This window comes from Micromonospora xinjiangensis, assembly GCF_056150165.1.
In genome coordinates, this window is sequence record NZ_JAXCFO010000008.1 from 1 (window position 1) to 26,998 (window position 26,998).

Consider the following 26,998-nt stretch of genomic DNA (forward strand, 5'->3'; position numbering starts at 1 on the left):
CTCGGGCGGCGTCTCCGCTACGAACTCACCCTGCCGTAACCCGCGGCCCTGACCCCGGTCCAGCAGCACCGGGCCGACGCGTCCCGCTGAAGAGAGGTTTGTCATGAAAGATGCTATCCGCCCCCGGACGTGCGCCGCCCCGGGCGGGAGCCGAGACCCGCCCGGTGATCCGGGGCCGCGGCGCTCGACGGCGCCGAGGCCACCCCGGAGGTGACCACGTGACGACCCCGGCAATCTCGGTCTCCGGCCTGCGGCGTGGCGATCGCCCTCGTCGGCTACCTGTGGGCGCGTTCCGCCTTCGCGACGCGAGCGTGACCCGGGCCGGTGCGGGGCGTTTGCGTCGCCGTTCGGTGAACGTAATCCGACGAGGCGGCGCCGCAACGGGTCGAGAGCCCTTGCGCTCGGCACCTGACCGTCGCGGCCGAACGGCCGTCACCGGCATGTCTTTGTCAAGCTGTCAGATCAGGGGCCGTCTTGCTCACGTCGCAACTTTCGCTGCACCACATCATCCGCCGCTACGACGAGCGCACCGTGCTGGCCGGCGTGTCCTTCAGCGTCAAACCGGGCGAGAAGGTCGGCATCATCGGCGACAACGGCGCCGGGAAGTCGACCCTGTTACGCCTGATCGCCGGGGTGGACCGACCCGACAACGGGGAACTGACGGTGATTGCCCCCGGCGGTGTCGGCTACCTGGCCCAATCGCTGGCGCTGCCGCCACATGCCTTGGTCCAGGACGCGATCGATCTCTCTCTGGCCGACCTCCGCGAGCTCGAGTCGCTGATCACGCACACCGAAGCCGGACTGAACGGTCTGTCGAGGGCTGAACTCGTCGCCGGCCTGGAGCACTACGCCGGGCTGGTTTCCCGTTACGAAGCACGGGGCGGGTACGGGGCGGACACCCGGGTCGAGAAGGCGTTGCACCGGCTCGGCCTGCCGAATCTGGACCGTACGCGGGCGCTCGGCACCCTGTCCGGTGGGGAGCGGTCCCGGCTGGCGCTGGCCGCCACGCTGGCCTCCCAGCCGGAACTGCTCCTGCTCGACGAGCCGACCAACGACCTCGATGATCAGGCCGTGGGCTGGCTGGAGGCGCGCCTGCGGCAGCACCGCGGCACGCTGCTCGCGGTCACCCATGACCGGGAGTTCCTCAGCCGGGTCACCGACACGATCCTGGACGTCGGTCAGGGCACGGTGACACGCCACGGCGACGGCTACGACGGGTACCTGACCGCCACGGCCGCCGAACGCCGCCGTCGGCTACAGGAGTACGAAGACTGGCGCCATCAGATGGTCCGCAACCGTAAGCTCGCTGCCGCCAACGCGTTCCGTCTGGAAGCGATCCCGCGTAAGGCGCCGATGGCCAAGTTCGGGCACGGCGCCTTCCGTGCCCGCGGCCGTGATCACGGTGCGATGGGACGCATCCGCAACGCCAAGGAGCGCATCGAGCGCCTCACGGCTAACCCGGTCGCGCCGCCGCCCGACCCGTTGGTGTTCTCGGCCAGCATCACCGGTGTCGACAAGGACGCCCCGGAGACGGTTGCCGAGCTCACCGAGGTTCGCGTCACCGACCGGCTGTACGTGCCGTCACTGCGGATCGGCGGCACGGACCGGCTTCTGGTCACTGGGCCTAACGGGGCCGGCAAGTCCACCCTCATCCGGGTCCTGGCAGGAGAACTGCGCCCGGACGAGGGAAGGGTAAACACCCAGGGCCGGATCGGTCACCTGCGGCAGCAGATGACGCCGTGGCCGCCGGACCTGACCGTGTTGGAAGCGTTCGCCGGCGGGCCGGCTGGTGACCCGGACGAACTGCTGTCGCTGGGCCTGTTTCGGCCGGCTGACCTGCGGTTGCGGGTAAGGGAGCTGTCGTACGGACAACTCCGCAGGCTCGAAGTGGCCCGCCTGGTCAGCAAGCCGGTCGATTTGCTCCTCCTGGACGAGCCGACCAATCACCTCAGCCCTGCTCTGGTCGAGGAGTTGGAGCAGGCGCTGGTCGACTACCAGGGCGCAGTGGTCGTCGTCACCCACGACCGCCGGATGCGGGCTTGGTTCGCCGCCACGCACCTACAGCTACGTGCCGGCCACGTGGAACAACTCAGCGAGAGGACCGGCTGACGCCGGCACCTGCCGCGACGGCGGTGCCAGGGGCGAAGAGAACCTCAGAGGGGAATGGCAAGTAATGGAGACTGACGTAATCAGGGTGGGCGCCGGTCCGGCGGGCTTGATGTTGGCCGGGGAATTGCGCCTGGCCGGAGCCCGGACGGTGGTGCTGGAGCGCCACCCGCAGCCGCGAGACATCCCGAAGGCCAGCGGTCTCGGCGGGCGGATCCTGGACCTGCTGCGCCACCGGGGAGTTCTGGAGCGATTCGAGGAGGCCAGCAGCAAACCCCAGGTCGCCCCTGGATTTCCGTTCGGCACCCTGCACCTGGACTTCACGCACCTGGCGGATCCGCAGATGCGGGTGGTACGGACGCGAAAGGTGCGGGGACAGCTGGGGGCGCGGTCACAGGCCCCGGTCGCTCTGTGCCACCCGGCACCGCGCGAGCGCGTCGAGGGAGGTGCCAGGTGACCTCAGACGTGCGGAGGTTGCCGACCGGCTTCGGACGGCTGTGGGCTGCGCAGACGGTGTCCTCGCTCGGTGACGGAGTGTCGCATGCCGCGCTGCCGCTGCTTGCGTTGACGTTGACGCGGGATCCGATGGCGCTCGCCGTCGTCACCGCCGCTGGCACGCTGCCGTGGCTGCTCTTCGGGGTGCTCGGCGGCGCGCTGGTGGACCGCTGGGACCGTCGGCGCACGATGTGGGTCATGGACGCGGCGCGCGCGGCGTCGCTCGCGATACCGGCGGCGGCCGCCGCGCTCGACGTGCTGAGCATTCCACTGCTCGCGGCCGTCGCCTTCTTGCTCGGCCTCGGCGGACTCTTCTTCGACACGGCCGCCACGGCCTATCTTCCGGATCTCCTCGGCCGCGACCCCGCGCTCCTGGAGCGCGCCAACTCCCGCCTGCGCGGCGCCCAGACCGCCATGTCCGGCTTCGCGGGGCCGCCCGCGGGCAGTGCCCTGCTCGCCCTCGGGCGGGCGGTTCCGCTGCTCGCCGACGCGGTGTCGTTCGCGCTCTCCGCACTGCTCGTACGGTCGCTTCCTGCCGTACCCCGGCCCGTACCGCAGGTCCGTGAGTCGTTGCTGCGGCAAGCGCGGGCCGGTGCCTCGTACGTCTTCCGGGACCGGTTGCTGCTCGGGCTCGCGCTGCGCCCAGCGGTCGGGAACATCGCCTTCCTCGCCGTGGCGACCGTCCTCGCCCTCTTCGCGCACGATCGTCTCGGCATCGGCACCTTCGGCTTCGGCCTGCTCCTCACGGCGGAGGCCACCGGCGGCCTGCTCGGCGCGGGAATCGCCTCCTTCCTCGGCCGACGACTCGGCACCGGCACCGCGCTCACCTGCACGGCCGCAGCCGAGGGCCTCGCCATCCTGGGCCTGGCCGCCGCCCCGAACCCGTACGTCGCGGGCCTCGCGCTCGCCGTCTGCGGAGCGGGCATGGGCGCCACGATGGTGCTCGGCCCCTCCCTCCGACAGGCGATCGTTCCCGCCCACCTGATGGGCCGGGTTGCCTCCACGTCCCGCATGCTCGCCATGTGCGCCGCCCCGTTCGGCGCCTTCCTCGGCGGCTGGCTGGCCACCACCTACGACGTACGCACTCCGCTCTACACCGCCGCCGGCCTCCTCCTCACCATGACCGCCGTCACGTCGACCATGACCAGCAACCGCCGGGTCGAGGCGGCGCTACGGGGTTCTTCCGACCGTAAGAGTTTGGTAGAGGACAGCCACCCCGCCCGGGTGACCGATGCTGTCGTCTCTGCCTGATCGGTGCACCCACCAGTTCCGATGTCACGACTGCCGGAAAGGCATCAGATGCTCTACTCGACCGCACGCGTCGTCACCGACCGCCCTCACCGCTACATCAAGCAACTGGTCTCCCACATGGGGCGCAAGGTGCCCACCGCACTCGACGAGGACCGCGGGTCCATCATGTTCAGCCTCGGCAGCTGCCTGCTCGTGGCCTCGACCGCCCATTTCGACATGATCGTCAAGGCTGGCACGGCGGACGCCATCGCGGCGGTGGAGGACACCATCACCCGCCACCTGCTGCGATTCGCGACCAAGGACACGCTCACCGTCGACTGGCTGCCCTTGGTGCGACCCGCCACAACCGAGGACGACGCCGCTCTCCTCGCCCTCGACCGTACGGCGTGGACCGCCGGGTCGGGGCTCCCCTCCACCCGGGCCGAGGAGCGAACGGCGTACTTCAACGAACGACGGAAGCCCGCAACCCACCTGGTCGCCGCCCTCGGCGGCCAGATCATCGGCACCGTGAGTACCCACCAGGCGACCCCGTTCCCGGAAGGGGCTCACGTCTTCGGCCTGTGGAACCTGGTGGTAGCCGAGCAAGCCCGCCGCATGAGTATCGCCTCAGCCCTGCTTTCGGCCGCCGAACGCCTTGCCGCCTCACGAGACGCGAAGAAGGTCGGACTGCGCGTCCTGGCGACCAACACCGGCGCCATACGGCTCTACGAACAGCACGATTATGCCGTCGAGGGTCGATGCGTCAACGAGTTCCTGATCGACGGCGCTTACGTCGACGACATCAGCATGGGCAAGTGCCTGACGTCGCCCTCGCGACGGAGCGTCTGAGGCGATGAGCAGACGCGCCAGCCGCCGCTGGGCGACCTTGTCCACCGTCATGCCGGCGTAGCCGGAGGCCGTCATTTCCTCGGCGGCCGCGCGGAGGATCGCCTGTTCCAGCTCCGCGCCTCGCCGCCGCTGTCCCACGGTACGCATCGTGTTCGGGGCCCGACGGCCGCTAGCTCTCACGGTGGCGCAGCGAGGAGCAAGGGCGTGCTCAGGCGCCCGGTCGGCCTCGTGGAGGAGTTCTGGTTCATCGTTGACGGGCCAGTGGTTAGCTGTCACATTAAATTTGTCTAGATGACCTGGAGGACTAGTGATTCCCAAGGCTCCGCCGTTGTACGTACGGATCGAGCGGGAGTTGCGGGCGCGTCTGGGTCAGGCGCGGCCGGGCGATGTCGTGCCGGCCGAGTCGGCGTTGGCTGAGGAGTTCGGCGTCGCCCGGATGACGGTGCGGGCGGCGCTCAACGCCCTGGAGTCCGATGGTCTCATCGAGCGGGTCCAGGGCCGGGGCACGTTTGTGCGGCACCGGCCCGAGCCACGGGCCGCGGGGACGTTGATGAGTTTCCAGGACCAGGTGCGGAGCTGGGGCCGTACCCCGGCCTCGCGACTGGTGCAGGGCGAGGTGCGGGTCGCCTCACCCGCTGAGGCAGCAGCGTTGCAGCTGACCGCAGCCGCGCCGAGGGTGGTCTCCATCGTGCGGGTACGCATCGCCGACGACGTGCCCCTGGCAGTCGAGTACGCCTGTTTCCCGTCGCACCTGGACGGCCTGCTCGACCTCGACCTGGAGACCGGATCCCTGCACCGTGCCCTACGCGAGCGAGGGCTGCGCCCCACGCTGGGCTCCTCCCGACTGACCGCCCAGCGCGCCGGCCGCGACGGCGTGCTGCTGCACGTCCCGGCCGATGAACCACTGCTCGTGGAGACCCGGCTGATCGTCGACCAGCACGCAGTGCCGCTCGAGTACACCGTCAGCCGCTACGTCGGCGACCGCTACGACCTGCACGTCACCTTCGACGTGCAGCCACCCCGAACAGGAGAAACCCGATGAACATCGCCAAGATGATCGACCATTCACTGCTGCGCCCCGAACTAGGCACCGACGACATCCGGCAAGGCTTCGAGATCGCCGCCCGCCGTCAAGTCGCCTCGGTCTGCGTGCGCCCCTCCGATGTCAAACTCGCCAAGGCCGCCCTAGCGGGCACCAGCGTGCTCGTCGGAACCGTGGCCGGCTTCCCGCACGGCGACACCCCCACCACGATCAAGGCCACCGAAACCCGCGAGCTCATCGAGGCCGGCGCCGACGAGATCGACATGGTCCTGCACATCGGCCGGCTACGCAGCGGCGACACCGCCTACGTCCACGACGACATCGCCGCCGTAGTCGCCGCCGCGCAGGGCCGCGTCGTGAAGGTGATCCTGGAGAACGCCTACCTCAACGACGAGCAGAAAATCCTCGGCTGCCGAACCGCCGAACAGGCCGGGGCACACTTCGTCAAGACCAGCACCGGCTTCGCCCCCGGCGGCGCCATCCTGGCCGACGTCCAGCTCATGCGCGCCACGGTCTCCCCACACATCGAGGTCAAGGCAGCCGGCGGCGTCCGCAGCCTCGACACCCTGCTCAAGCTGCACCAAGCCGGCGCCACCCGCTTCGGCGCAACCGCCACTGAAGCCATCCTCGACGACTTCGCCGCCCGCGAACGCGGCGAACTCCCGGCTACCCCCACCACCGTCTCCGACAGCAGCTACTGACCGGCGACTACGGGAAGACGACCCGGCTACCCGCGCCACCTGAACCGAGCGTCCATAACGGGGTACGGCGCGTCCCCGCCGCACGCCGAAGTGATTCTCTGCTCCCGTGGGCGCGGTAGCGGTCAGGCGGATCATGCGACGAGGGTCGCCGTGACGGCGGAGGCGAACTCGTGCGGGGCCTCCACCGGGGTGAAGTGACCCACGCCGTCGAGGTGTCGCAGCCGGACGTCGGCGAAGAACTCGTCGAGCCGGTCGGACCAGGCCCGCGGGAAGAGCGGATCGAACTCGGGCCACAACACGGTCGTCGGTGCTGTGATCCGGTCGCGCGCCGGTGGCGGCTGCTCGGCGACGGACCGGTTGACCGCGCCAGCACCGGCCCGGTACCAGCCGATGGAAGCCGTGAACGCCCCCGGCTCGGCGTAGCGGGAGACCAGGTGGTCCAGCCGTTCCTCCGTGACCTGGAAACCGGGTCCGGACCAGTGCGTCCAGAAGTGCCACAGATACTCGCGCACCGCGTGCGGGCGGCTGTCCAGGAGCCGCTCGGCCAGACCGAGCTGGTGGAAGGGCTGGTACCAGAACTCCTGCTGGGCCGGCGCGCTGAGGATCCGGCTGCCGATTCCCGGCAGCGGCGGCGACAGGACCAGCGCCCGGACCAGGTCCGGCCGCAGGCGTGCGAGGGCCTGGGCGATCCGGCTGCCGATGTCATAGCCGGCCAGCACCGGCCGGTCGAGCCCGAGCTCCTCGATCAGCCCCAGGACGCTGCGTGCCTGCGCGTCGGCGCTGTACTGGGCGGCCGGGTCAGCCGCATGCTTGTCCGACCCGCCGAAGCCGCGCAGATCCGGAACCACCACGTCGGAGACCGGCGCCAGCAGCGGGACGAGGTCCCGGTAGTCCGTACGGTCGCCGGGCCAGCCATGCAGCAGCACCACGGCCGGACCTTGGCCGACCCGATCGAATGCCAAGCGGAAGCCGTCAACCGGCAGAGACATTTCCATCGGCTGATTGTCGGCCCGCGATCAGAACGAGTCCCGGCCTCCACGATGGTCGGATCTGTGAGCCTCGCCGCATCGCACGGTCGGCCGCGCTCGCGGCTGCTGGCTGCGAAGGGGCGACGCCCGCTCAGTCACCCGCCGGCACCAGGGGTACGAGCGCGCGAACGATACCGCTGACGAGGTCCTCATCGCTGGGCCGGTTGGGCTCGTACTCGGTGATGCCTAGTCCCGCGACGGCGAACCTGGCGGCGATGGCCCGCACGGCCGCTACGAGTTGGTCGGGGGTCAGGCCGCACGGCTCCGGGGTGCCCACCGAGGCGAACACCTGAGGATCGAGCACGTCGAGGTCGATGTGCACATAGACGGCCCGGGCGCCGGTGGCGGCTACAGCGGCTATGAGTGGTGACGGGTCTACCAACTGTGCTGCCTCGACGTGCGCGACGGCGTTACTACCGACGAAGTCTCGCTCTTCGGGATCGAGCGCACGGACCCCGGCGAGAACCACCTGTTCCGGTTGCAGTATCCGGACCGGCAGCAGGTCTCGGGGGCCTTCGCCGAGCAGGGTGCGCAGGACCATGCCGTGGAATGCGCCGGACGGCGACGACGCCGGCGTGTTGAGATCCGCGTGAGCGTCGAACCACACGACGGCAAGCCCGGTCCCGTAGCGGGCGAGCGCCGCTTCGACAGGCGCCAGTTCGACTCCGCAGTCACCGCCCACGGCTACCGTCGCACGGCTGCCCAGCGTTTCCTTTCACCGGTCGAGATAACGAACACCTCGCTGAGCCCGCGGCCCAGGTCAGTTGACGCCGGCGACGTCTATGAGGGCGTCGATGAGTGTGCCGAGGGCGGGTTGCGCGAGTGCGCCCTCCCGGACCGCGGCGTAGATTGCCCGCACCGGTTCCGGACGGTGGACCGGGCGGACCGCGACGCGGGGGTGGCCGGCACTCAGTCCGAGCTGTGGGATCAGGGTGACGCCGAGGCCGGCGGCCACGAAGCTCTGGGCCGTGGCGTAGTCCTGCGACTTCGCCACGAAGTCCGGGCTGAAGCCGGCCGCGGCGCAGGCCTCGACGATCGGCTCCAGGCAGGGGCCGGGCGGCTCGCCGCCGACCCACGGCTCGCCCGCCAGGTCGGCGAGGTCCACCGCTTCGCGGTCGGCGAGCGGGTGCCCGGCCGGCAGCACTGCCCGGTACGCGTCGTCGAGCAGATGTACCAGGCGGATCCCCGGCCGGCCCGTAGCGCCGGGGCGACCGACCACGATGGCCAGGTCGCCGTCGCCTCGCTCGACGTCGGGTAGGGCATCGCGCGGATCGGTGAGCCTGGGGTCGACTGCCACGCCGGGATGTTCCCGGCGGATCCGGGCGATGGCGGGGGCCAGCAGGGTCGGGCCGATCGAGGCGAAGTAGTGGATCGTCAGCCGGCCGGCGCGGCCGGCACGCAGGTCGGCCAGTGCGGTCTCGGTCTCGGCGACGTGCCGGCTGATGATCGTCGCGCGCTCGATGAGCAGTTGCCCCGCCGCGGTGGGCCGCACGCCTCGGCCGGCGCGTTCGAGCAGCTCGATTCCGGCCTCCTTCTCCAGTGCCGCCACCTGTTGGCTGACCGCCGACGGGGTGCACCGCAGATGGGCCGCCGCCGCGGTCACCGATCCGCTGGCCGCGACCGCCCGTAGTACCTGCATACGCCTGACATCGAGCATGTAGCTCAGCTTAACGGACGTGCAAAATCTTTCGCTTGTCCTTCACCGTCGGCTCGGGCAGCCTTCGTGACGTAAGTCGATCAAGGGGGTGCCGTGAAGGGCTGGCCATGGGTACGCGTCGGCGCGCTGGCGCTGCTGTGGGGTTCTACATTCCTTTGGATCGAGCTGGCCCTTGAGGCGCTCAGCCCGGTCCAGGTCACGCTCAGCCGGTGTGTGCTCGGATCAGTCACCCTGCTGCTCGCCTGCCTGGGCTCCGGCCGCCGCCTGCCTCGTGACCGGGTGACCTGGGGTCACGTCGTCGTGGCCGCCTTCTTCTGCAACGCCCTGCCGTTCGCCCTGTTCAGCTTCGGCCAGCAGACCATCGCCTCCGGGGTGGCCGGCGTGCTGAACGCGACGACCCCGCTCTGGTCACTGGTGATCGGCGTGATCATCGGCACCGAGCGCGGGGTGCGCCCGGTACGGCTGGCCGGGCTGCTGCTCGGGTTCGCCGGAGTCGTGCTGATCTTCGCTCCGTGGCGGACGACCGGGCCCGTCGGCTGGGGTGCTCTGGCCATCGTCGCCGCGGCGGCGAGTTATGCCGTCGGCTTCGCCTACATGGGCCGGCACCTGGTCGGCAAGGGCACTGCGACCATCTCGCTCTCCGCAGCGCAGCTTCTCGCGGCGACCGGCCTGACCACGCTGACCCTGCCGGCCGGGGGACTGGCCCCGGTCACTGTCGGCCCCGTGACGCTCGCCGCGGTCGTGATCCTGGGCGTGGTCGCCACCGGGGTCACGTTCCACCTGACCTACCGGAGCATCGCCGCCGAAGGGGCGACCAACACCGCGGCGATCGGCTATCTGCTGCCGGTGGTGTCGGTGGCCCTCGGAGCCGCCGTCCTCGACGAGGATCTCGGCCTACGAGTCGTCGTCGGCATGGCGATCGTGCTCGTCGGGGTCGCCCTGACCCGCCGCCGCACCCGGGAACCGGCCGCTCCGAGACGAGAGGAGGCCCGACGTTGACCGCATTGAACGTCAGTACCACCCCCGCCATGTCCCTGCGCGCGGACTGCATCGTGATCGGGGTCGCCCGGGGTCCCCGGGGACCGCTGCCGACGGCATCGACCGGGACGTTCGACGGCCGGCTCGTGGAGCTCCTCGGCACGCTCGGCGCCACCGGCGCCGAGGGCGAGGTGGTGAAGCTGCCGGCACCCGCCGGCTTCGCGACCCGGCTGATCCTCGCGGTCGGCGTCGGCGAGCATGACCGCGAGTACGACCCGGAGGTGTTGCGCCGCGCCGCCGGAACAGCCGCCCGGACACTGGCCGGCGCGGGAACGGTCGCCCTGGCGCTGCCCGCACCGACCCCCGAGGCCGTGGAGGCGGTCACGCTGGGCGGGCTACTCGGTGCCTACGCCTTCACCACCTACCGCAGCGGGACCGCCGCCCCGGTCCGCGAGCTGGTGATCCTCACCGACCCGGGCGGCCGGGCCGACGCCGAGGCGGCCGTGCGGCGGGCCGGGGTGCTCGGCGACGGGGTGAACCGGGCGCGCGACCTGGTCAACATGCCGGCCAACGACCTCCACCCGGAGAGTTTCGCCGACGCCGTCAGCGCCGCCGGGCGGGAATTCGGGACGGCGGTCGAGGTGCTCGACGAGGCGGCGCTCAGAGCCGGCGGCTTCGGGGGCATCCTCGGCGTCGGGCAGGGGTCGGCCCGGCCGCCCCGGCTGGTACGCATCGCCCACACACCTCCCGGAGTGCGGGCGAGTCTCGCTCTCGTCGGCAAGGGCATCACATACGACTCGGGCGGCATCTCGTTGAAGCCGGTCGGCGCCAACGAGATCATGAAACGCGACATGTCCGGAGCGGCGGCCGTGTTCGCCGCCGTGCTGACGGCGGCCCGGCTCGACCTGCCGATCGCCGTCACCGGCTGGCTCGCGCTGGCCGAGAACATGCCGTCGGGCTCCGCCCTGCGCCCCGGCGACGTACTGCGGATGTACGGCGGCCGGACGGTCGAGGTGCTCAACACCGACGCCGAGGGACGGCTGGTCCTCGCCGACGCGCTGGTTCGCGCCGCCGAGGAACGACCCGACGTGGTCGTGGACGTGGCCACCCTGACCGCCGCGATGCGGTTCGGTCTGGGCAACCACCTGTTCGGCGTGATGTCCAACGACGACTCCTTGCGCGACCGGGTGCTGGCAGCCGCCGGCCGGGCGGGCGAGCAAGGCTGGCCGATGCCACTGCCGCGCGAGCTGCGGCCGAGTCTCGACTCGCGGGTGGCGGACCTCGCCAACTTCGGCGAACGGATGGGCGGCGGCCTGGTGGCCGGCCTGTTCCTCCAGGAATTCGTGCCGGCCGGCCTGCCCTGGGCCCATCTGGACATCGCCGGACCGGCGTTCCACGAGGGCGCACCGTACGGCTACACCCCGAGCGGCGGCACCGGGTGCGCGGTGCGGACCCTGGTACGGCTCGCCGAAGACCTCGCCGAAGGGAACCACCATGTCTCTTGAGACGGTCACGACGGCCGGAGCCCCGCAGCCGTCCGGGCACTGCGCACAGGCCACCGTCACGCCGGACGGTACGGTCTGGGTATCCGCCCAGCTGCCGGTCGGCGTCTCGGCGGCTTCCACGGTCGCCGAGCAGGCACGTCAGGCACTGACCAATGTGCTGTCCGTCGTCACGGCCGCTGGCGGCCGGGCCGCCTCGGTCGCCCGGGTCACCCTCTACCTCACGGACATCTCCGACTGGGACGCCGTGGACGCCGTCTTCGCCGCGGTGTTCGGCGCCCACCGCCCCGCGCGGGCGGTGGTGCAGGTGGCCGGGCTGCACCACGGCTTCCGGGTGGCCGCCGGCGGGGTCGCCTGGCGGAGCCGGTGATGAGGCTGCTGTACCAGGTCGACGCCTTACCGTGCGGCCCTTCACCGGCAACCCGGCCGTGGTGCTGGCGGCCGACGGGATGACGGACGCGCAGATGCTCGCGGTGGCGCGCGAGCTCAACAACTCCGAGACGGCGTTCGTGCTGGCCGCCGACGGCGACGACCACGACGTACGGGTGCGGTTCTTCACCCCCGGTGACGGAGGTCCCCAGTTGCGGGCACGCCACTGTGGCGGCGCACTTCGCGGGCAGCCGAATACCGGCTGCCATCCGGTTCGCTGGCACAGAAGACCGGCGGCGGCCAGGGAGATCACCATGTCGTCCACGCCGGACAACCGGCGCTGCCGCTTCTTCATCCGTTGGTAGCGGCGTGAGTGCTATACGTGACCTGTAGTCGACGTCCAACGTCAGATTCATCGTGCGTCCTGGCTCACATGGCTGGGCATCAGACCACAGTAAGATTACGCTCGTAATCTAATGGCTGCGTCCGGCAGTCGCCTAACCGGAAGGGTCCGAGATGGCCACCTATCTGATCAATCACTTGCGCATCCCCGGCGGCATCCCAAACGATGCCGGCCTGACCTACCTTGAGCGGGTCGAGGCAACGGTGAAGCCCTACGGCGGCAAGTGGCTCGCCAACGGCGAGGCCAGCGTTGTGGAGGGAGCGTGGCCGGGCTTGGTCGTCCTCATGGAATTCCCCGACCGGTCCGCCGCCGAGAAGTGGTACAACTCGCCCGAGTACCAAGAGATCCTGCCCCTGCGGGTGAACAACGCGATCTCCGACATCGTGCTGATCGACAGCCTTCCGGCGGACTACACCGTCCGGGGATTCGCCCAGCAGGTCCGCGCCGCTGTCGCCGCGGCCGGGTCCGGCGACTGACTGACCGGCGCAGCGCAGCCGCGGCGGGAAGCCGCGGCTGCGCTGGGCTGTTCAATCGGCGACCCGAGAGGCGGAGTCCCGCACGGCACGCAGGACCTCGTCCGACACCTCGGATCCCGCCGTCGCCCGAGCAAGGAGTATGCCGCCGACGAGGGTGGCCAACGCGGCCAGCCCGGCGTCGCCCGGAGCGATCCAGGCGGCCATCTCGCGGACCCCGGCGGCGTACGCGTCACGGTGAGCCGGCTCCTTCGCGACGTCGCCGGCGAACCCAGCCGCGGGGCATCCACCGCCCGGGTCGTCACGGTGCTCCGTCGACAGATATGAGTCCAGCAGGGTCAGCCACGCCGTCGAGCGGTCGTCGGACCCCTCCTGCAGATCCGTCAGGTATCGCATCATGTCGGCGAAGCCCAGGCGCACAGCCTCGTCAACGAGCGCCGCCTTGGACTCGAACTGCTTGTAGAAGCCGCCTTGCGTCAGGCCAACCGACCGCATGATGTCAACGACACTGACGTTCGGCACGCCCCTCTCGCGGAAGAGCCGCGAGGCAGCAACCACCGCCGACGCCCGATTAGCCTGCGCCTCGGCCCGAGATACCCGACTCACCTGCCCACCTCCACCTAGCCGCGACCTACCGACCATAGATTACATAGTGAATCTAAGAGTCGACTTCCAGGCGGCGACCCTCGCGGTGTCCGTGAACAAGATCGAGAGGCTTTTGACCCGCGGAAACGTGGCCAGGCTTCTATTGCGACGTGGCGGTGCAGGCCGAGCGCCATGGGTTAGGCGTGCGGGCTCGGGCGTCCGGGTGCACGGTGCTGGTGACAGATCCCGGCGAATGCCGCTGATCCCGGCCGCCGCTCGGTGCGCCGGTCCACGAGCGCCTCCCGCCTCCCGCCGCCTCCGCCTCCCGCCGGGCGCCCGGCACGTGCGTGGCGGCCTGCTCCTCGGCGATATCCGACATCACTGTCGTCGGTCCTCGCGTGGCCTCGCGTACGCTCACCAGCCGCACCTGGTCCCAGGGCCAGGCTGGCTGGGTACGTCCCCGTCGTGGGGAAGCGGCGACGCGGCCGTGGCCGAGGTGGGTGAACCGACCTGAGCGTGATCGCCGATCGAGGCGGTGGGACGGGGGACACGGTTAACCGTCGCTGTCGCGGGCGCCACGGGCGCGTGCCCGGTAGGCGGCCACGTTTGTCCGGTTGCCGCACATTTCGTAGGAGTGCCAGCGCTGCGTACGGCTGCGGGTCGCGTCGTAGAAGACGTGGGAGCACATCTCGTTACCGCAGATGCGTATCCGCGACCAGGTGTCTGCCGCAGTGAGTTCGGCGACGGTGAGCACGATCTGGCCGACGAGGGGATCGCCGGCCACCTGTCGCAGCTGTGGCTGCCCGTTCGGTGTGAAGACTTGTTGGAATGTGAGGTCGGCGATACGTCGGGTCACCGCTGTCCACGCCTGGGCCGTTTCTGCCGGGCTGTCGGCAGCCAGCACCGCCATGAGATCACCACGCAGGGCGCGGACCCGGTCGAGCTGGGCCGGGGTCGGGGCGCCCTGGCCCGTGGGGTCGAACGGGCCGAGGATCGCAGCGGACTGCCGGGTGTCGTCGAGGGTGTCCGGCAGTGGCGGCGTCGCGTGCGGCCGGGAGTTGAGCAGGTCCACGATCGCCGCGGCGGACGCGGGAATCCGCGGGCGCGGCGTGTCCGGACTCTCGTGCCTGGCCATGGGCCACACGCTACCTCGACATGGTCTAAATAACAAAGACCTTTACGCGCTCCGCCGGCTGCGCTATAACGTAATGGCCAACACTTGATAGCCCATTACGGCGCCGCGTGGTGCCAGCAAGGAGCCTCAGCCATGAGCCAGCTCATCCTCACCGAGGTTGGCGGCGACCTGACCGACACCGTCAAGCTCGACCGCGATCCCGACCTGACCCTCGGGGCCGAAGACCTGCTCGTCGCGGTGGAAGCCGCTCCCGTCAACCCCGCCGACCTGCTCTTCTCCGCCGGTTGGTTCAGCGTCCAGCCGCAGGTTCCCGCGCAGCTCGGCGCCGAGGGCGTCGGGCGTGTGCTGCGGGCCGGACCCCAGGCGGACCAGTCCCTGGTGGGGCGTCGGGTCCTCATCCTGCCGACCTTCGTCCGGGGCACCTGGGCGAAGCGGACGGTCGTTGCCGCCCGCGACGTCGTACCGATCTCCGAGAACGCGGACGCGCTGCAACTCGCCATGCTCCCGGTCAACCCGGCGACCGCGTACGGCCTGCTGCACGACTACGCCGAACTCAAGGCCGGCGACTGGATCGGTCTGACCTTGGCCAACTCGGCGGTCGGCCAGCACGTCATCACCCTCGCCAAGCGGATCGGGGTGCGCGTCCTGGCCGTGGTACGCCGAGCAGAGGCCGCCGAGCAGGTACGCGAATACGGTGCCGACGCCGTCGTGCTCGACGGTGCGGACCTGGGTGACCGCGCCGCCGCCGCACTCGGCAGCCACCGGCTCCGGCTGCTGCTGGACGGCACCGGCGGCCCGCAGGGCGTCGGCGAACTGGTACGCCTGGTCGAGGACGGCGGCTGCGTCGTGACGTTCGGCGCAGTCACCGGACAGGCACCCGTACTCCCGCTCGGGGACTTCATCTACCGGTCGATCTCACTGCGCAGCTTCTTCATCCTCTCCTGGATTCGCGACACCCCTCGCGAGCGGCTGACCCAGATCTACACCGAGCTCGCCGAACTGGTCGAGCAGGGCGTGCTGAAGGCGAAGGTGGAGGCGACGTACCCACTGGAGCAGTTCGCCCAGGCCCTGGCCCACGCGGGCCGTGAGCGGCGCTCGGGCAAGATTCTGTTCGCACCCACGGCGTCGCGGGACACCGCGACTGTCGAGGCCTGACCCGGTCGTTGGTCAACGGCTCACGATAAGGGGCAGCAATGACGACCACGTCGATCCAACCGATCCAGCCACGAACCCGTCTCGTCGACGGAGTATCGATCCGTTTCGCCGAGAGCGAGGAACGCGACGAACACGCACTCCTGCTGAGCCCGTGGCCGGAGAGCCTGTACGCCTTCGGGCCGATCTGGTCCAGGCTCGCCGAACATGCCCACCTGGTCGCTGTCGACCTTCCCGGCTTTGGTCATTCCGAACGCGACGATGCACTGCTGACGCCACGGGCGATGGGTGACTTCATCATCCGCGTCGCCGACGCGTTCGGGCTCGACAACCCCCATGTCGTCGGACCCGACATTGGCACCTCGGCCTCGCTCTTCGCCGCGGCGGCGCATCCGGGCCGGCTGCGCAGCGTCGTCGTGGGGAGCGGGGGCGCCGCGGTGCCTATCCAACTCGGGGAGGTGCTGAGGGACTGGGTACTGGCCCCCGACGTCGAGGTGTTCCGCACCGAGGGACGAGACGTCATCGAGGCCGTGCTACCCCACATCGAGGGGTACGCCATTCCCGACCACGTCCGCGAGGACTACCTGTCGTCCTACGAAGGCGACCGGTTCTTCAGGTCACTTCCCTACGTACGCAGTTACCCGAAGCAGCTTCCGGTCCTGCGCGACCTGCTGCCGGGAGTCCAGACGCCCGTGCAGATCATCGCCGGACGGCATGACACGGCGGTGCCGCTGGTCAACGCCGAGTTTCTGCACGAGCGGCTGCCGAACAGCAAACTCGACATCGTCGAGGCCGGGCACTTCACCTGGGAGTCCGCACCGGATGATTACGCCGCCATCGTCACCGCTTGGTGGGACAGCCACAAGCTGATGGGATCGGTGACGACCCCAGACTGATCCGGTTACCGCAACGGAAGCCGTGGGGCGCCGGAACCTCGGTCCCGGCGCCCCACGGGACACGCCCGCGAGGCCGCACCTTCGCGAGCGGCGGTGCGGCACGAGACCCCCTGGCAGCCGTCAGAGGCCGGAGCTCCAGGCGACGAGGACGCAGTCGGCGTGGAGGAGTTACGGCAGGTCAGGCGGCGAGAGCGGCGGCGCCAGCGCCTGCAGCGTCATCTCCGCGTACCGCCGCCACAGTGCGGGGTCCCGTTCGGTGATCCTGGTCAGCTGCACGGCCATGCCGCAGAGAATGACGCGCAGGTCGAGCGGGGTCGCGTCAGCTCGGACGGCGCCGGTGGTCTTGGCCGCCTCCATGAGAGCGGCGACCCGGTCGAAGAGGGCGCCTGCGGGGCGTGCTGCGAGTGACTCCGCCAGGAGACGGTCGTGGGCCAGGTGGCCGAAGAGCGACAGGACAAAGGCCGCGAACGCGCGGTCCGGGCCGGCTTTCTTCGTCGCCTGCGCGGTCTTCTGCTCCAACTCGGCCAAGCGGTGGCGCACCACAGCCTCCACCAGGTGCTCCTTGGTGGGGTAGTTGCGGTAGACGGTGGCCTTGCCGACGTTGGCGCGCTCGGCGACCTGCGGGACGGTGCCCTGCAAGCCGAACTCTTCGAAGATCTCCAGCGCGGCTGCGAAGACTCGCTCGTCGTTGAGGCGCGCGTCGGCGCGCAAGCGGGCTACCAACGCCCTGGACGTGGGAGGAGCGCTGTCGTCGACTTTCACTCTCCCATTGTGCCGGCTGGAGTGCGGCCCCCTGACATGCAGGTTTGCGTTCCCGGCAACTGTGCGGGTGTGCCGCAGGGCAGCGAAGGCGCTCCGGGCGCGGCTCGCCACGCTGCCGGTGGCGGTAAGCGGACTCAAGGGTTCGGTTATAGTTGCCGCCATGTGAGACCCAGGTCCGGGAAGTCGAGCTTCTCGCGGGCCAAGGCGGAGACGCACACGCGCGTTGGCCAACGGCCCTCGACGAACTCGACCGCTGCCGCGCCACTCTGAACGTCGTCGCGCCGTGCGGTGGCGAATCATCCCCAGCGGAGCCATGAATAATTCCTCAACCTCCGGCAGCCGGCCGTACGACCACACGCGCGACGTTCTCGGACGTTTTGCCTCCGGTGTCGTCGTCATCACAGCCGTAGGTCCCGACGGTCCCGTCGGGCTCACCTGTCAGTCCTTCGTGTCGCTCTCCCTGGACCCGCCTCTGATCTCCGTCGCTATGGCCCGCACCTCACGCAGTTGGCCGAAGATCCGCCAGGTGGGGAGGTTCTGCGTCAACGTCCTTGCCCAGCACCAGCATCGGGTGAGCGACGCCTTCGCTCGCTCCGGGGGAGACAAGTTCGCTGCCGGTGAGTGGTCATTCGACGACCGCGGAATACCGCTACTGGTGGACGCCTGCGCCTGGATCACCTGCAACCTGATCAACGAGTACGACGGGGGCGACCACAACATCGCCGTTGCCGCGGTGCTTGCACTCCAGGCGGGTTCCCGCGAACCCCTCGTCTACCACCGCGGCGGCTATCGCCGACTCGCGTGATCCAGGTCGCCACCAGGCACACGGGGTGGTGCATGTCGGGCCTCCACCCCGCAACGCGCTGCGGCCTGGAGGATATCCGGCGCCTTTCGTTCGAAGCGGGGCCTCGGGCTGGTCGTCGGTGGAGCGGGACGCGGCGAGCGCCGGCAGCTAAGCGGATCTCGGGGTCCGGTACGGTGGGTACGGTAAGCAGACCCTAGGGTCCGTTTCGGTTTGAGGTCAGGGAGTGGCAATGGAACATGTACGTGACACCGGTGTGTCGACAGCTGCGGCCCCGAACGAACGGCACGGGAGGAGTCCGGTGCCTCTATCGATTCTCGATCTGGTCATAAGGGGCAATGAGAGTCAACCGGCCGATGCGCTCCAGCAGACCACGACCCTGGCGCAGGCCGCTGAGCGGTGGGGTTACCGGCGCTTCTGGGTGGCCGAGCACCACAGCTTCCCCGCCTCAAGTAGCCCGGCCCCTGCCGTCCTCCTCGCCCACCTTGGTGCCGCGACCCGCTCCATTCGGCTCGGGTCGGGAGGGGTCATGCTCACCAACCACGCACCACTGATCGTGGCCGAGCAGTTCGGCGTCCTTAACGCCTTCCACCCCGGCCGCATCGACCTGGGCGTCGGCCGAAGCCCCGGCGGCCTGCCATCGGTCATGCGGGCGCTGCGCCGCAACGGCGAGGGCTCAGGTGGCAGCGATTTCCAGCCCCAGGTTGAGGAGCTTCTCAACTTCCTCCGCAACGACTTCCCGGAGAACCACGCCTACCGGCGCGACAACGTGCACGTGGTGCCAGCGGCGCCCAACCTCCCCGTCTGGACACTTGGCTCGGGAACCACGGGTGCCGAGGTGGCCGCACGCCTCGGCCTGCCGTTCGCGGCTGCCTTCCACATCAATCCCGTGCAATCCATGCGCGCCATCGATGAATACCGGAGAGCATTCCGCCCCTCCGCCGCCCTGGCCGCACCACACGTGATGGTCTCCGTGAACGTCACCTGCGCCCCGACCGGACCCGAAGCCGAACGCCTGGCTCGGCCAGGTGCGCTGATGATGATGCTGGCGCGGCAGGGAAAGCAGGTCGCCCTTCCCACCCCGGACGAAGCAGTAAATCGCCCCTACACCCCCGAGGAGAAGGAGTTCGTCGAAAGTTGGCTGGGCAACGTCATCCACGGCGCGCCCGACACGGTGCGCAGAGGTCTGACAGAGCTGCAACAGCGAACCCAGGCCGACGAACTGATGCTTACCTCCATGATCTACGACCCTGCGGACCGCCTACGCTCCTTTGCCCTCGTGGCCGAAGGGTTCGGGCTTACCACAGGCTCCTCCTGATCCATGGCGCCTGTTGGCGCCGATGGTCGCCGGCAACTGTTCGCCCCCGAATGCCACCTCCAGGGCAGGGTGAACGCGGACGCCGCGCGGCCCGCGAACACGCCGATGGTCAACAACACCATCGTGATGCAGGACGCGGCGACGATCCTGGTGGCCACGCGGCACGGCGGAACGGCCGCGCCACCGACGGCACTGGTGATTCCCGCCGATCCGGACGAGTACTACCGGGTCGCCGACGGTCTGGTCGAAGGCGGCTCGATGAAGGTGCTGTACAACAGCCTCGGCGGCGCGTGGCAGTTCTGGAACGGTACGACCTGGTCGGCCACCGAGTCGGACGCGGCGGTGCTGCTCAGCGGGGTGGGCACCGCGTACGGCGTGCAGCGCTTCGACACCGGGTTCGTGCTGGTCACCCAGGACACCAACCTCGTGTTCGACCCGCGGGTGTTCGCGTACACGGCACAGAGCCCGACCGGGCCGTTCTCCGGTCCGGTGCCGCTGCTGGTCGCGCCGGAGGCGGAACCGCGGAGTCTGGTGATCGTGTATGACGCACGGGTGCACCCGGAAACGACACTGGCGTACGTGGCCCACGTGACGACCTGTCACGTCGGCCGCGTCCGTCCGGCGCAGTCGCCGGGAGTGGTTGCGGTCGATGGACACAATCCAGTCATGGCGTGGGAGAAACTGGTCAGGCAGCCGGGCGCCCCGCGCGGCTTCGAGTATGTCGAACTGGTCCCGCGCACGGACGCCCGCACGAATCTCCTGATCGCGGAGTACAACGCGATTCGCGCCCTCGTCGCCCAGAAAGCGGCGGCGTCGCACGCCCTGGTCGGCGCTTACATGACCGTGGTCGCGGTGCTCCTGGGGCTGGTCCTGGCGAACGGCGCCGACCCGCGGCTGCTCCTCGCGCTCCCCGTCCTGTCCGCGGTCTCCGGGGTGACCATCCTGCGGCGCCGGAGGGACCGGGAGGCGGCGAACACCTACATTCTCGAGGTTCTCAAACCGATCGCCACCGAGTGCGCCGGTGATGAGCGGATGTTCACGTGGGAGGAGCACTACGCGCGCCACAGGGCCGGCCGATCGCTGCTCTACGAACTCGGGTTGCAACTGATCTTCCCGGTGTCCGGGCTGGCCTGCCTGATCGTGACCTTCCCGCGCCTCGAGTCGGTCACCGACTGGTCGACCTGGGTCGCCGGATCGGGCCTGCTCGTCATGCTGCTTCTCGTGTACGCCGGTCAGAACCGGGCTCGCCTCGTCGCCCGGGTCGCCGTGGGATTCCGCTCACGGGGCCTCGACGTCGTTCTGAGGCGGCGGGCGCGCAGGGTGGGCCGCGGGATCAACGAGCGGTAGGACCGCGGCCGGCATCCGTCCGGCGTGTTACCGGCGTCGCGCCCCTCCCGACCGAGGGGCGGTGATGACGGGCCAGCCATGTGATTCCTCCAGGCCCGGATCGAAGTGGAGACGCTGCGGGGCTGTCACGACATTCGGCCGGCCCCATCCACGCTGTGGCGCACAGCGTGGATGGGGCGGATGCGACCAGTCGACGTTCTCCGTGCGTCACGCGAACAGGTAGATCCCCTGCGTGCCGTCGCGCTGGCTGCGCTGCGCCTCTCGATCACTGGTGAAGACCACGGTTCGGTTGTCGACCGCCGGCCAGGTGCCGTTTCCCCGCGTGCTCACCTGGACAGCCGGCGTCCAGCCCGTTGCCGTCAGGCGGGACGTGAAGACCTTCCAGCGCCAGTCGGCGGAGCGGGAGTCGTACCAGACCGCGCGGACGGAGCCGTCCGGGTCGACGCCCAGCCGGGGACGCTGGCTCATGGCGTTCGCGTCGAGACCGACCGCTTCGGCGGCCGACCACGTCGTGCCGTCGGCCGAGCGGCTCGCCCGCAGTGACAGGTTGGCCCCGGAGGCGGAGAGTGCCTTGGTTTCCCAGATGACAACCAGGGTGCCGTCACGGCCCACAGCGACGCTCGGGTGACGGTCGGCCGCGTTGTCGTTGGCGCTGACCCGCACCGGCGCACCCCAGCCTTCCGACCGGCTGCTCCGGACCGCCGCCACGATCTCCCAGTTGTCGGGGTTGGTTCCACCGCTGGCGGCCTGGCCGGGGGGCGGGGTGTGGCCGGTCCAGCCCGCGTCCGGATCGAACCGGTTGTCCTGCCAGGTGACGACGATGCCCCCGTGCTCGGTGACCGCCACCGACGGGAACAGCGAGGCCGGGTGGATCGGCGAGCGGGCGTCGTCCGGCGTACCGGGAACGATGGCCTTGCCGACGGCGGAGATGTTGACCGGGGTCGGGTCGACCCCGACCACCTGAACGTGGACGTCGAACGCGCCACCGCCGTTCTGCGCCCATGCCACCACGGGGTGCCGGTCGTCGAGCAGGGCGAGCGCGGGCTGCTCGGCACGGCCCTGGCCGTTGCTGAGCTGCACCGCGGACTCGAAGCTCTTACCGCCGTCGCGGCTGTGGCGCAGGTAGATCTCCGGCCGGTGGGGCTGCTCGTGGCCACGGGAGTCCTGCCACACCACCCAGACGTCCTCGCCGGAGGCCGCGACCCGGGGTGCCCGCGCCGTGCCGGAATCACCGGAGAGAACGATCTCCCTGCCGGCGTGCTTGTTGCCGTGCCCGTCTAACCGGCGGTACACCACCGTCGTACGGTGGTCCCGGTGGGCCTGGGCGACCACGTGGGTGACCTGGCCGGCCACCGCGACGTCGGCGAAGCCGGTGAACTCGCCCGGCTCACCCAGCACCAGCTCGGCCCGGTCGTCACCGTCGGCAGGCTGCGGCAGCGCGATCTCGGGCGCCGGCTCGGCTCCCCGCCTGACCGACACGAACACCGGCGACGTGGCACCGCGCAACTGGTCGGGCAGGTTCGGGTCGACGTCGCGGCCGGAGACCTCCCCCGGCCCGCGCACCTCCACCCGGTACCAGCTGTGATCCCCGGTCAGCGTGAGCGGCAGCAGGTACGTCTGGTCATCCTTCGTGGGTACGAAGGTCGCGAGGGGACCGGCCGAGCGACCCGGTGCGGCGTAGACGAGTACCCGCATGCCGACGGCGGACCTGGCCCGAACCCGAAGCGCGGCGTGCTTCGACAGCTTGCGGTCGGCGACGATCACCTCGTCGCCGCAGATGGCCTCGAACCGGCCATCGCCGTTGACGTCAGCCTCGATGGTGACGAAGGGTCCGCTCGGGCTCAGCGACACCGTTGTCCGGCCCGCCTTCAACGCGTCGAGGATCGCTCGGACGGAGCGTTCCGCGGCAAAGACCCAGGTGGTCGGTCGACCGGGGGCGTTGGCCGGCCGCAGCTCCTTGAAGTGGCTGTCGCTCGCCGCTACCGCGCCGAAGCGGAACCCGTGGTTCCAGCGGTTCTCGGCGTACTCGATCTCGACTTCCGGGTTGCTGCTGACGTTCCAGACCTCGACGGTGTCGATGCCCTGTGCGCTGGCGTTCTCGTTCGGACCACCCGCGGGGGTGTACTCGCCGTCGTCCGGGTGGGCGACCGACCAGACCGCGTCCTGGGCATGCGCGTCCCAGATCGACTGCTGCACATGACGGAACGGCGCTGAGCCGGGCGGGTTGGCACCGTCCACCACCGTGTCCACCGCGCCCAGCACGATCGCATGTGGTGGTCCGTTCGCCTCCTCACCGTTGAGCAGAATCAGCCGGTCGGACTTCCAGAGCGGATCCCAGTGCTGGTCGAAGGTGCGGTGGTCGGTCAGCGGCATGAAGGCCAGGCCCACCGACTCCGCGTAGCTGATCTGGTCACTGACCGGCAGGTTCCCCGGATCACGCTGGTTCGACAGTTGGCGCGGGGCGCTCCCGTCCGACGAGTGGTCGTCGTGGACGTGGGTGTCACCCGGCAGCCACGTGCCCTTCGGCTCGTCGTGCCCACCGGGCCTGCGCTCCTCGCCGGTGTCCGCCCATGCCGCAGCCCCGGGCAGCAGTCCGGCGGCGGCGACCGCGCCGCTCACGGCGATGAACTGTCTGCGGTCTAGTTCCATCTGGTCCCCATTTCACGCGAACCGCGTCAACCCGCCGCCGGCGGACCTGCCGCTACGCGACCACCCGACCGGTTCGATCAAGGTCATGCACGGGGAGACGCTAGCCAGCCGAAGCGATCGACCTGGTGAATCGGATGTGAATCCGGCATGGCCGCGGCGGTAGCTACCTGGCAGTACGGTGCAGGCATTGATCAACCGACGGATTCCGCCCGAGCGGGCGAGCATCGGCACGAACAAACGTCGTGTGCGGCGGCGCGGCGGTTCTGGCACGACCGGGGTGTAGCCCGCCCGATCGGCCATCCGCAGCCGGTACGGCTCTTCGTCGATGGCGATGACCTTCGCGGCGCCGAGCACCCGGGCGCTGTCATCGAGAACTGCCCGACGGGCTGGCCGCCACGGAGTGCGTTGACCTGGCTGCATGCCGTTGTTAGCGTTAACAAGCACCGTCCACTTCAGAAGGAGCCCCACCACCGGTCGAGGAGGATCAATTGAGACTGCGACAGCGAAGGCCACGTCCCAGGCTGAGCGGGAAGGGCAGAGGTGTCGCGGTCCTGGCACTGGGTGCGCTTCTCTCCGCCTCCTTCGCCGCGACGCCCTCGCACGCTGCCGAGGAGCAGCTCACCGAGGGTCTGGTGCACCACTTCGCTCTCGACGAGACCAGTGGGACGACGCTGGTCAACTCGGGTAGCGCGGGCGCGGCGGCGAACGCGACGCTCGTGAATCCCGGAAAGGCGACCTTGACCGGGGAAGGGGTCAGGTTCAACCCCGACTCCTACGAGAGCGCCCTCGACGGCGCGTACGTGAAGCTGCCCAACGACATCACCGCCGGCATGTCCCACCTCACCGTCGACTACGACGTCTGGATCGACCCGGCGAACGTCGGCGAGCACCAGATGTGGGGCTTCGGTCGCAAGTCCGGCTCGTGCGACGTCGACACCGGTGCTCAGGGCTCCATCTTCGCGTCGAACACCCAGCGCTTCCGGGTCGCGGTGGGTTCGGTGAACCTGCAACAGAACCGGGTCCGCATGCCCGAGGGGGCGTGGACGCACGTCACCTACACCCAGTCGTTGAACGCGAACGGGACGAGCTGGACCGGCCGGCTCTACCTCGACGGCGTGCTGCACGCGACGTCGACGAACCTGACCACACCGCCGTCGGTGAACGCGGCGGGGACCAACTGCAACTTCCTCGGTCGCTCGCAGACGTCGGGCCACTACTCGTTCCGCGGCACGATCCGGGACTTCCGGGTCTATGACCGGGCGGTGAGCCTCGACGAGACACTCGCCCTGGCGCAGAGGACCGTCTCCGATGGCGTTCGCGCCGACGCCGCCGCCATCGACCTCGGTCTGACCAGTGCGGTCGTCCGTGACATCACCCTGCCCAAGGTGGGCTCCGTGGCGGGCTCGGCCATCACGTGGACGAGCTCGGACCCGTCGGTCGTGGCGGTCTACACCCCGCCGGCCCTTCCCAGCGCACGCAAGGTCGCGGTGACCGGCCGGATCACCCGACCCGCGCAGGGGCAACCCGACGCGACGGCCACGCTGACGGCGACCGTCCGCAAGGGCGCCCAGGAGGTGACCACGCGGGAGATCCCCGTCGTGGTGAAGGCCGAGTTCGACGACGCTCAGGCGGTCGGCCGTGACAGCTTCGACCTGACCCTGTACGCCACCGACGACGTACGCGGCAACCTGAACCTTCCTGCCCGCGGCGAGTTCGGGTCCACGATCACCTGGCGGTCGACCACCGACCTCGTCACCCCGACGGGTGAGGTGACCCGCCCGGCCTTCGGCCGCGCCGATGTCGCCGCCACCCTGACCGCGAGCATCACCAAGGGATCGGCCTCGCAGACGAAGTCGTTCCCGGTGACCATCACCGCCCTGCCCCGTTCCGAGGAGTACGAGCGGTACTTCATGGGCTACTTCAAGGGCGAGGGAATCGCCGACGGCGAGCAGATCATGTTCGCCACGTCCAACGGAAACACCGCTCTGGACTGGACCGGTCTGACCGGAGGCCGGCCGTCGCTCATCTCCCAGCTGGGCGACCAGGGCCTTCGCGACCCGCACATCGTCCGCTCACCCGACGGCGACACCTTCTACATGATCGCCACCGACCTGAACTGGTACGACCAGGGCGGCTACGCGATCAACGACACCCAGTACATCGAGGTGTTCGAGTCGCACGACCTGGTGCACTGGACCCCTCAGCGGCACGTCAAGGTCGCGCCCGACAACGCGGGCAACGCCTTCGCACCCGAGTCGCTGTGGGTCGAGGAGATCGGCGCCTACGTCGTGTTCTGGGCGCAGTCGTTGTGGAACGACCCGGTGAACCGCACCGGTCAGGGCAACGCGCAGATGTGGTACGCCACGACGCGCGACTTCCAGACGTTCTCCGCTCCCCAGGTCTGGCAGAACCCGGCCCCGCTGTCGCGGATCGACACGACCGCGATCCGGGTCGGTGACCACTACTACCGGGTGACCAAGAACGAGGCCGGCAACCAGGGCTCGGACATCTTCTCCGAGAAGCACACCAACTTCCTGGACAGCAACATCAACAACTGGACGTTGGTCGCGCCGGCTCTGGGGCGCACGACGTGGGTCGCCAACCAGGGGTACGAGGGACCGGTCATCTTCAAGGCCAACCCCGGTGACACGTCCTGCCCCGGCCAGTTCTACCTCTGGGGCGACCGGTACACCAACGGTGGGGGATACCAGGCCGCGTGCCACGAGAACATCGAGGCTCCGACCTGGAACGCCAAGGCGATCACGATGACCAACGCGGGTGTCGTCCGTCCGCGTCACGGCACCGTGATCCCGCTGACCCTCCGCGAGTGGAACGACATCCGTGGGATCCCGAACAGCGACGTCACGACCACCACCGAGGTGGCTGTCGAGCCGTACGCGAGCGGGGCCCAGACGACCACGGCCACCGCCACGGTCACCGCGGCCGACGGGTTCGAGACCGGCGGTCAGGTGCGGTTCAGCGTCGGCTCGTGGTCGACGCTCGCCCACCTGAGCGACGGCGCGGCCACGGTCACGCTGCCGGCGGCTCTGCCTGCGGGCACCCGGACAGTCAAGGCCGAGTACCTCGGGTTCGACTACCTGAAGGCGTCGGACGCGACGACGTCGTTCGAGGTGCCCTCCGGCCCGGCGGCCGTCAAGGTCCACGCCAAGGCCGCGCCGGTGTCGGTGGTCCGCGGGGACACGTTCCGACTGAACGTGACGGTGGGGCCGGCGGGCGGGCGCAAGCACAAGGCGCCGACCCCGACCGGCGAGGTCACCGTCACCTTCGGCGGCGCCGTGCAGGTCGTGCCCCTGGCGGACGGTAAGGCCGTCGTCGAACTGCCGACCGCCGACCTGCGGCCCGGGCGCTACCGGGTCCACGTCGCCTACTCCGGCAACCCGACCTACCAGCCCCACGCCGCCACCTACCAGACGCTGACGGTGCGCAAGCGAGCGTAGGCGCCCCGAGGCGCTCGGCCACAGGAGGGAGCGGGCGAGATCCGGTGATCTCGCCCGCTCC

The 26,998-nt window shown here is 69.9% G+C and carries 24 protein-coding genes; 17 read left to right on the top strand and 7 right to left on the bottom strand.

Annotated features, from left to right (window positions below):
• The first annotated feature begins 474 nt into the window (after positions 1-474).
• From SM573_RS25170 to deoC, 6 genes are all read left to right on the top strand, one after another.
• Positions 475-2,109 carry a TlrC/CarA/OleB/SrmB family ABC-F type ribosomal protection protein gene (locus SM573_RS25170; protein WP_474610952.1) on the top strand — a complete coding sequence of 545 codons (1,635 nt, stop codon included), beginning with the start codon at positions 475-477 and terminating at the stop codon, positions 2,107-2,109.
• A gap of 64 nt (positions 2,110-2,173) precedes the next feature.
• A complete protein-coding gene (locus SM573_RS25175; protein ID WP_474617209.1) occupies positions 2,174-2,563 on the top strand; it encodes an FAD-dependent monooxygenase in 390 nt (129 codons plus the stop codon).
• Positions 2,560-3,852 (top strand): MFS transporter, encoded by a 1,293-nt coding sequence (locus tag SM573_RS25180; protein WP_474617210.1) that lies wholly within the window; start codon positions 2,560-2,562, stop codon positions 3,850-3,852. Before SM573_RS25175 ends, SM573_RS25180 begins: the two co-directional genes overlap by 4 nt.
• A gap of 48 nt (positions 3,853-3,900) precedes the next feature.
• Positions 3,901-4,680 carry a GNAT family N-acetyltransferase gene (locus SM573_RS25185; RefSeq protein ID WP_474617211.1) on the top strand — a complete coding sequence of 260 codons (780 nt, stop codon included), beginning with the start codon at positions 3,901-3,903 and terminating at the stop codon, positions 4,678-4,680.
• A gap of 328 nt (positions 4,681-5,008) precedes the next feature.
• Positions 5,009-5,722 (top strand): GntR family transcriptional regulator, encoded by a 714-nt coding sequence (locus SM573_RS25190; RefSeq protein WP_474617212.1) that lies wholly within the window; start codon positions 5,009-5,011, stop codon positions 5,720-5,722.
• Positions 5,719-6,423, top strand: a complete 705-nt coding sequence (deoC, locus tag SM573_RS25195) for a deoxyribose-phosphate aldolase (protein ID WP_474617213.1) — start codon at positions 5,719-5,721, stop codon at positions 6,421-6,423. Before SM573_RS25190 ends, deoC begins: the two co-directional genes overlap by 4 nt.
• Positions 6,424-6,554: 131 nt before the next feature.
• Here the strand turns inward: deoC and SM573_RS25200 are convergent, their stop codons facing one another.
• The 3 genes from SM573_RS25200 to SM573_RS25210 all read right to left on the bottom strand — a co-directional run bounded on the left by SM573_RS25200 (position 6,555) and on the right by SM573_RS25210 (position 9,090).
• Positions 6,555-7,352 (bottom strand): alpha/beta fold hydrolase, encoded by a 798-nt coding sequence (locus SM573_RS25200; protein ID WP_474610946.1) that lies wholly within the window; start codon positions 7,350-7,352, stop codon positions 6,555-6,557.
• Positions 7,353-7,542: 190 nt separating this feature from the next.
• Entirely contained in the window at positions 7,543-8,157 is a 615-nt protein-coding gene (locus SM573_RS25205) for an arginase family protein (RefSeq protein WP_474617288.1), read from the bottom strand.
• Positions 8,158-8,211: 54 nt separating this feature from the next.
• On the bottom strand, positions 8,212-9,090 hold the full coding sequence (locus tag SM573_RS25210) for a LysR family transcriptional regulator (protein ID WP_474617214.1): 879 nt from the start codon (positions 9,088-9,090) through the stop codon (positions 8,212-8,214).
• 111 nt (positions 9,091-9,201) lie between these two features.
• Between SM573_RS25210 and SM573_RS25215 the strand changes: the two genes are divergently transcribed.
• The 5 genes from SM573_RS25215 (at position 9,202) to SM573_RS25235 (ending at position 12,836) form a co-directional block, all read left to right on the top strand.
• On the top strand, positions 9,202-10,107 hold the full coding sequence (locus SM573_RS25215; RefSeq protein WP_474617215.1) for a DMT family transporter: 906 nt from the start codon (positions 9,202-9,204) through the stop codon (positions 10,105-10,107).
• Positions 10,104-11,591: a leucyl aminopeptidase gene (locus SM573_RS25220; RefSeq protein ID WP_474617216.1), complete on the top strand. Its 1,488-nt coding sequence runs from the start codon at positions 10,104-10,106 to the stop codon at positions 11,589-11,591. The genes SM573_RS25215 and SM573_RS25220 overlap by 4 nt, the downstream gene beginning before the upstream one ends.
• Complete coding sequence (locus tag SM573_RS25225) at positions 11,581-11,958, top strand: RidA family protein (protein ID WP_474617217.1); 378 nt, start codon at positions 11,581-11,583, stop codon at positions 11,956-11,958. The genes SM573_RS25220 and SM573_RS25225 overlap by 11 nt, the downstream gene beginning before the upstream one ends.
• 31 nt (positions 11,959-11,989) lie before the next feature.
• Positions 11,990-12,322 (top strand): PhzF family phenazine biosynthesis protein, encoded by a 333-nt coding sequence (locus tag SM573_RS25230; protein WP_474617218.1) that lies wholly within the window; start codon positions 11,990-11,992, stop codon positions 12,320-12,322.
• Between the two features lie 151 nt (positions 12,323-12,473).
• Positions 12,474-12,836 carry a DUF1330 domain-containing protein gene (locus tag SM573_RS25235; RefSeq protein WP_196206882.1) on the top strand — a complete coding sequence of 121 codons (363 nt, stop codon included), beginning with the start codon at positions 12,474-12,476 and terminating at the stop codon, positions 12,834-12,836.
• 51 nt (positions 12,837-12,887) lie between these two features.
• Here the strand turns inward: SM573_RS25235 and SM573_RS25240 are convergent, their stop codons facing one another.
• Together SM573_RS25240 and SM573_RS25245 are read right to left on the bottom strand one after the other, a co-directional pair.
• Entirely contained in the window at positions 12,888-13,475 is a 588-nt protein-coding gene (locus tag SM573_RS25240; RefSeq protein WP_474610939.1) for a TetR/AcrR family transcriptional regulator, read from the bottom strand.
• A gap of 496 nt (positions 13,476-13,971) precedes the next feature.
• Positions 13,972-14,553 carry a CGNR zinc finger domain-containing protein gene (locus SM573_RS25245; protein ID WP_474617219.1) on the bottom strand — a complete coding sequence of 194 codons (582 nt, stop codon included), beginning with the start codon at positions 14,551-14,553 and terminating at the stop codon, positions 13,972-13,974.
• Between the two features lie 132 nt (positions 14,554-14,685).
• On the opposite strand from SM573_RS25245, the gene SM573_RS25250 reads away from it, so the two are divergent.
• Together SM573_RS25250 and SM573_RS25255 are read left to right on the top strand one after the other, a co-directional pair.
• Positions 14,686-15,708 (top strand): zinc-dependent alcohol dehydrogenase family protein, encoded by a 1,023-nt coding sequence (locus SM573_RS25250; protein WP_474610937.1) that lies wholly within the window; start codon positions 14,686-14,688, stop codon positions 15,706-15,708.
• A 38-nt stretch (positions 15,709-15,746) separates the two neighbouring features.
• Positions 15,747-16,601, top strand: coding sequence for an alpha/beta fold hydrolase (locus tag SM573_RS25255; RefSeq protein WP_474610936.1), 855 nt, complete (start codon positions 15,747-15,749; stop codon positions 16,599-16,601).
• 168 nt (positions 16,602-16,769) lie between these two features.
• On the opposite strand, the gene SM573_RS25260 is transcribed toward SM573_RS25255, so the two are convergent.
• Positions 16,770-17,363: a TetR/AcrR family transcriptional regulator gene (locus SM573_RS25260; protein ID WP_474610935.1), complete on the bottom strand. Its 594-nt coding sequence runs from the start codon at positions 17,361-17,363 to the stop codon at positions 16,770-16,772.
• A 313-nt stretch (positions 17,364-17,676) separates the two neighbouring features.
• On the opposite strand from SM573_RS25260, the gene SM573_RS25265 reads away from it, so the two are divergent.
• The 3 genes from SM573_RS25265 (at position 17,677) to SM573_RS25275 (ending at position 20,830) form a co-directional block, all read left to right on the top strand.
• Entirely contained in the window at positions 17,677-18,168 is a 492-nt protein-coding gene (locus tag SM573_RS25265; RefSeq protein ID WP_474610934.1) for a flavin reductase family protein, read from the top strand.
• Between the two features lie 229 nt (positions 18,169-18,397).
• On the top strand, positions 18,398-19,483 hold the full coding sequence (locus SM573_RS25270) for an LLM class flavin-dependent oxidoreductase (protein WP_474610933.1): 1,086 nt from the start codon (positions 18,398-18,400) through the stop codon (positions 19,481-19,483).
• A gap of 3 nt (positions 19,484-19,486) precedes the next feature.
• Positions 19,487-20,830 (top strand): hypothetical protein, encoded by a 1,344-nt coding sequence (locus SM573_RS25275; protein WP_474617220.1) that lies wholly within the window; start codon positions 19,487-19,489, stop codon positions 20,828-20,830.
• A gap of 207 nt (positions 20,831-21,037) precedes the next feature.
• On the opposite strand, the gene SM573_RS25280 is transcribed toward SM573_RS25275, so the two are convergent.
• Positions 21,038-23,479 (bottom strand): CehA/McbA family metallohydrolase, encoded by a 2,442-nt coding sequence (locus SM573_RS25280; protein WP_474617221.1) that lies wholly within the window; start codon positions 23,477-23,479, stop codon positions 21,038-21,040.
• A 488-nt stretch (positions 23,480-23,967) separates the two neighbouring features.
• Here SM573_RS25280 and SM573_RS25285 point away from each other — a divergent pair, with 488 nt between their 5' ends.
• Complete coding sequence (locus tag SM573_RS25285) at positions 23,968-26,937, top strand: immunoglobulin-like domain-containing protein (RefSeq protein WP_474617222.1); 2,970 nt, start codon at positions 23,968-23,970, stop codon at positions 26,935-26,937.
• Positions 26,938-26,998 lie beyond the last annotated feature (61 nt).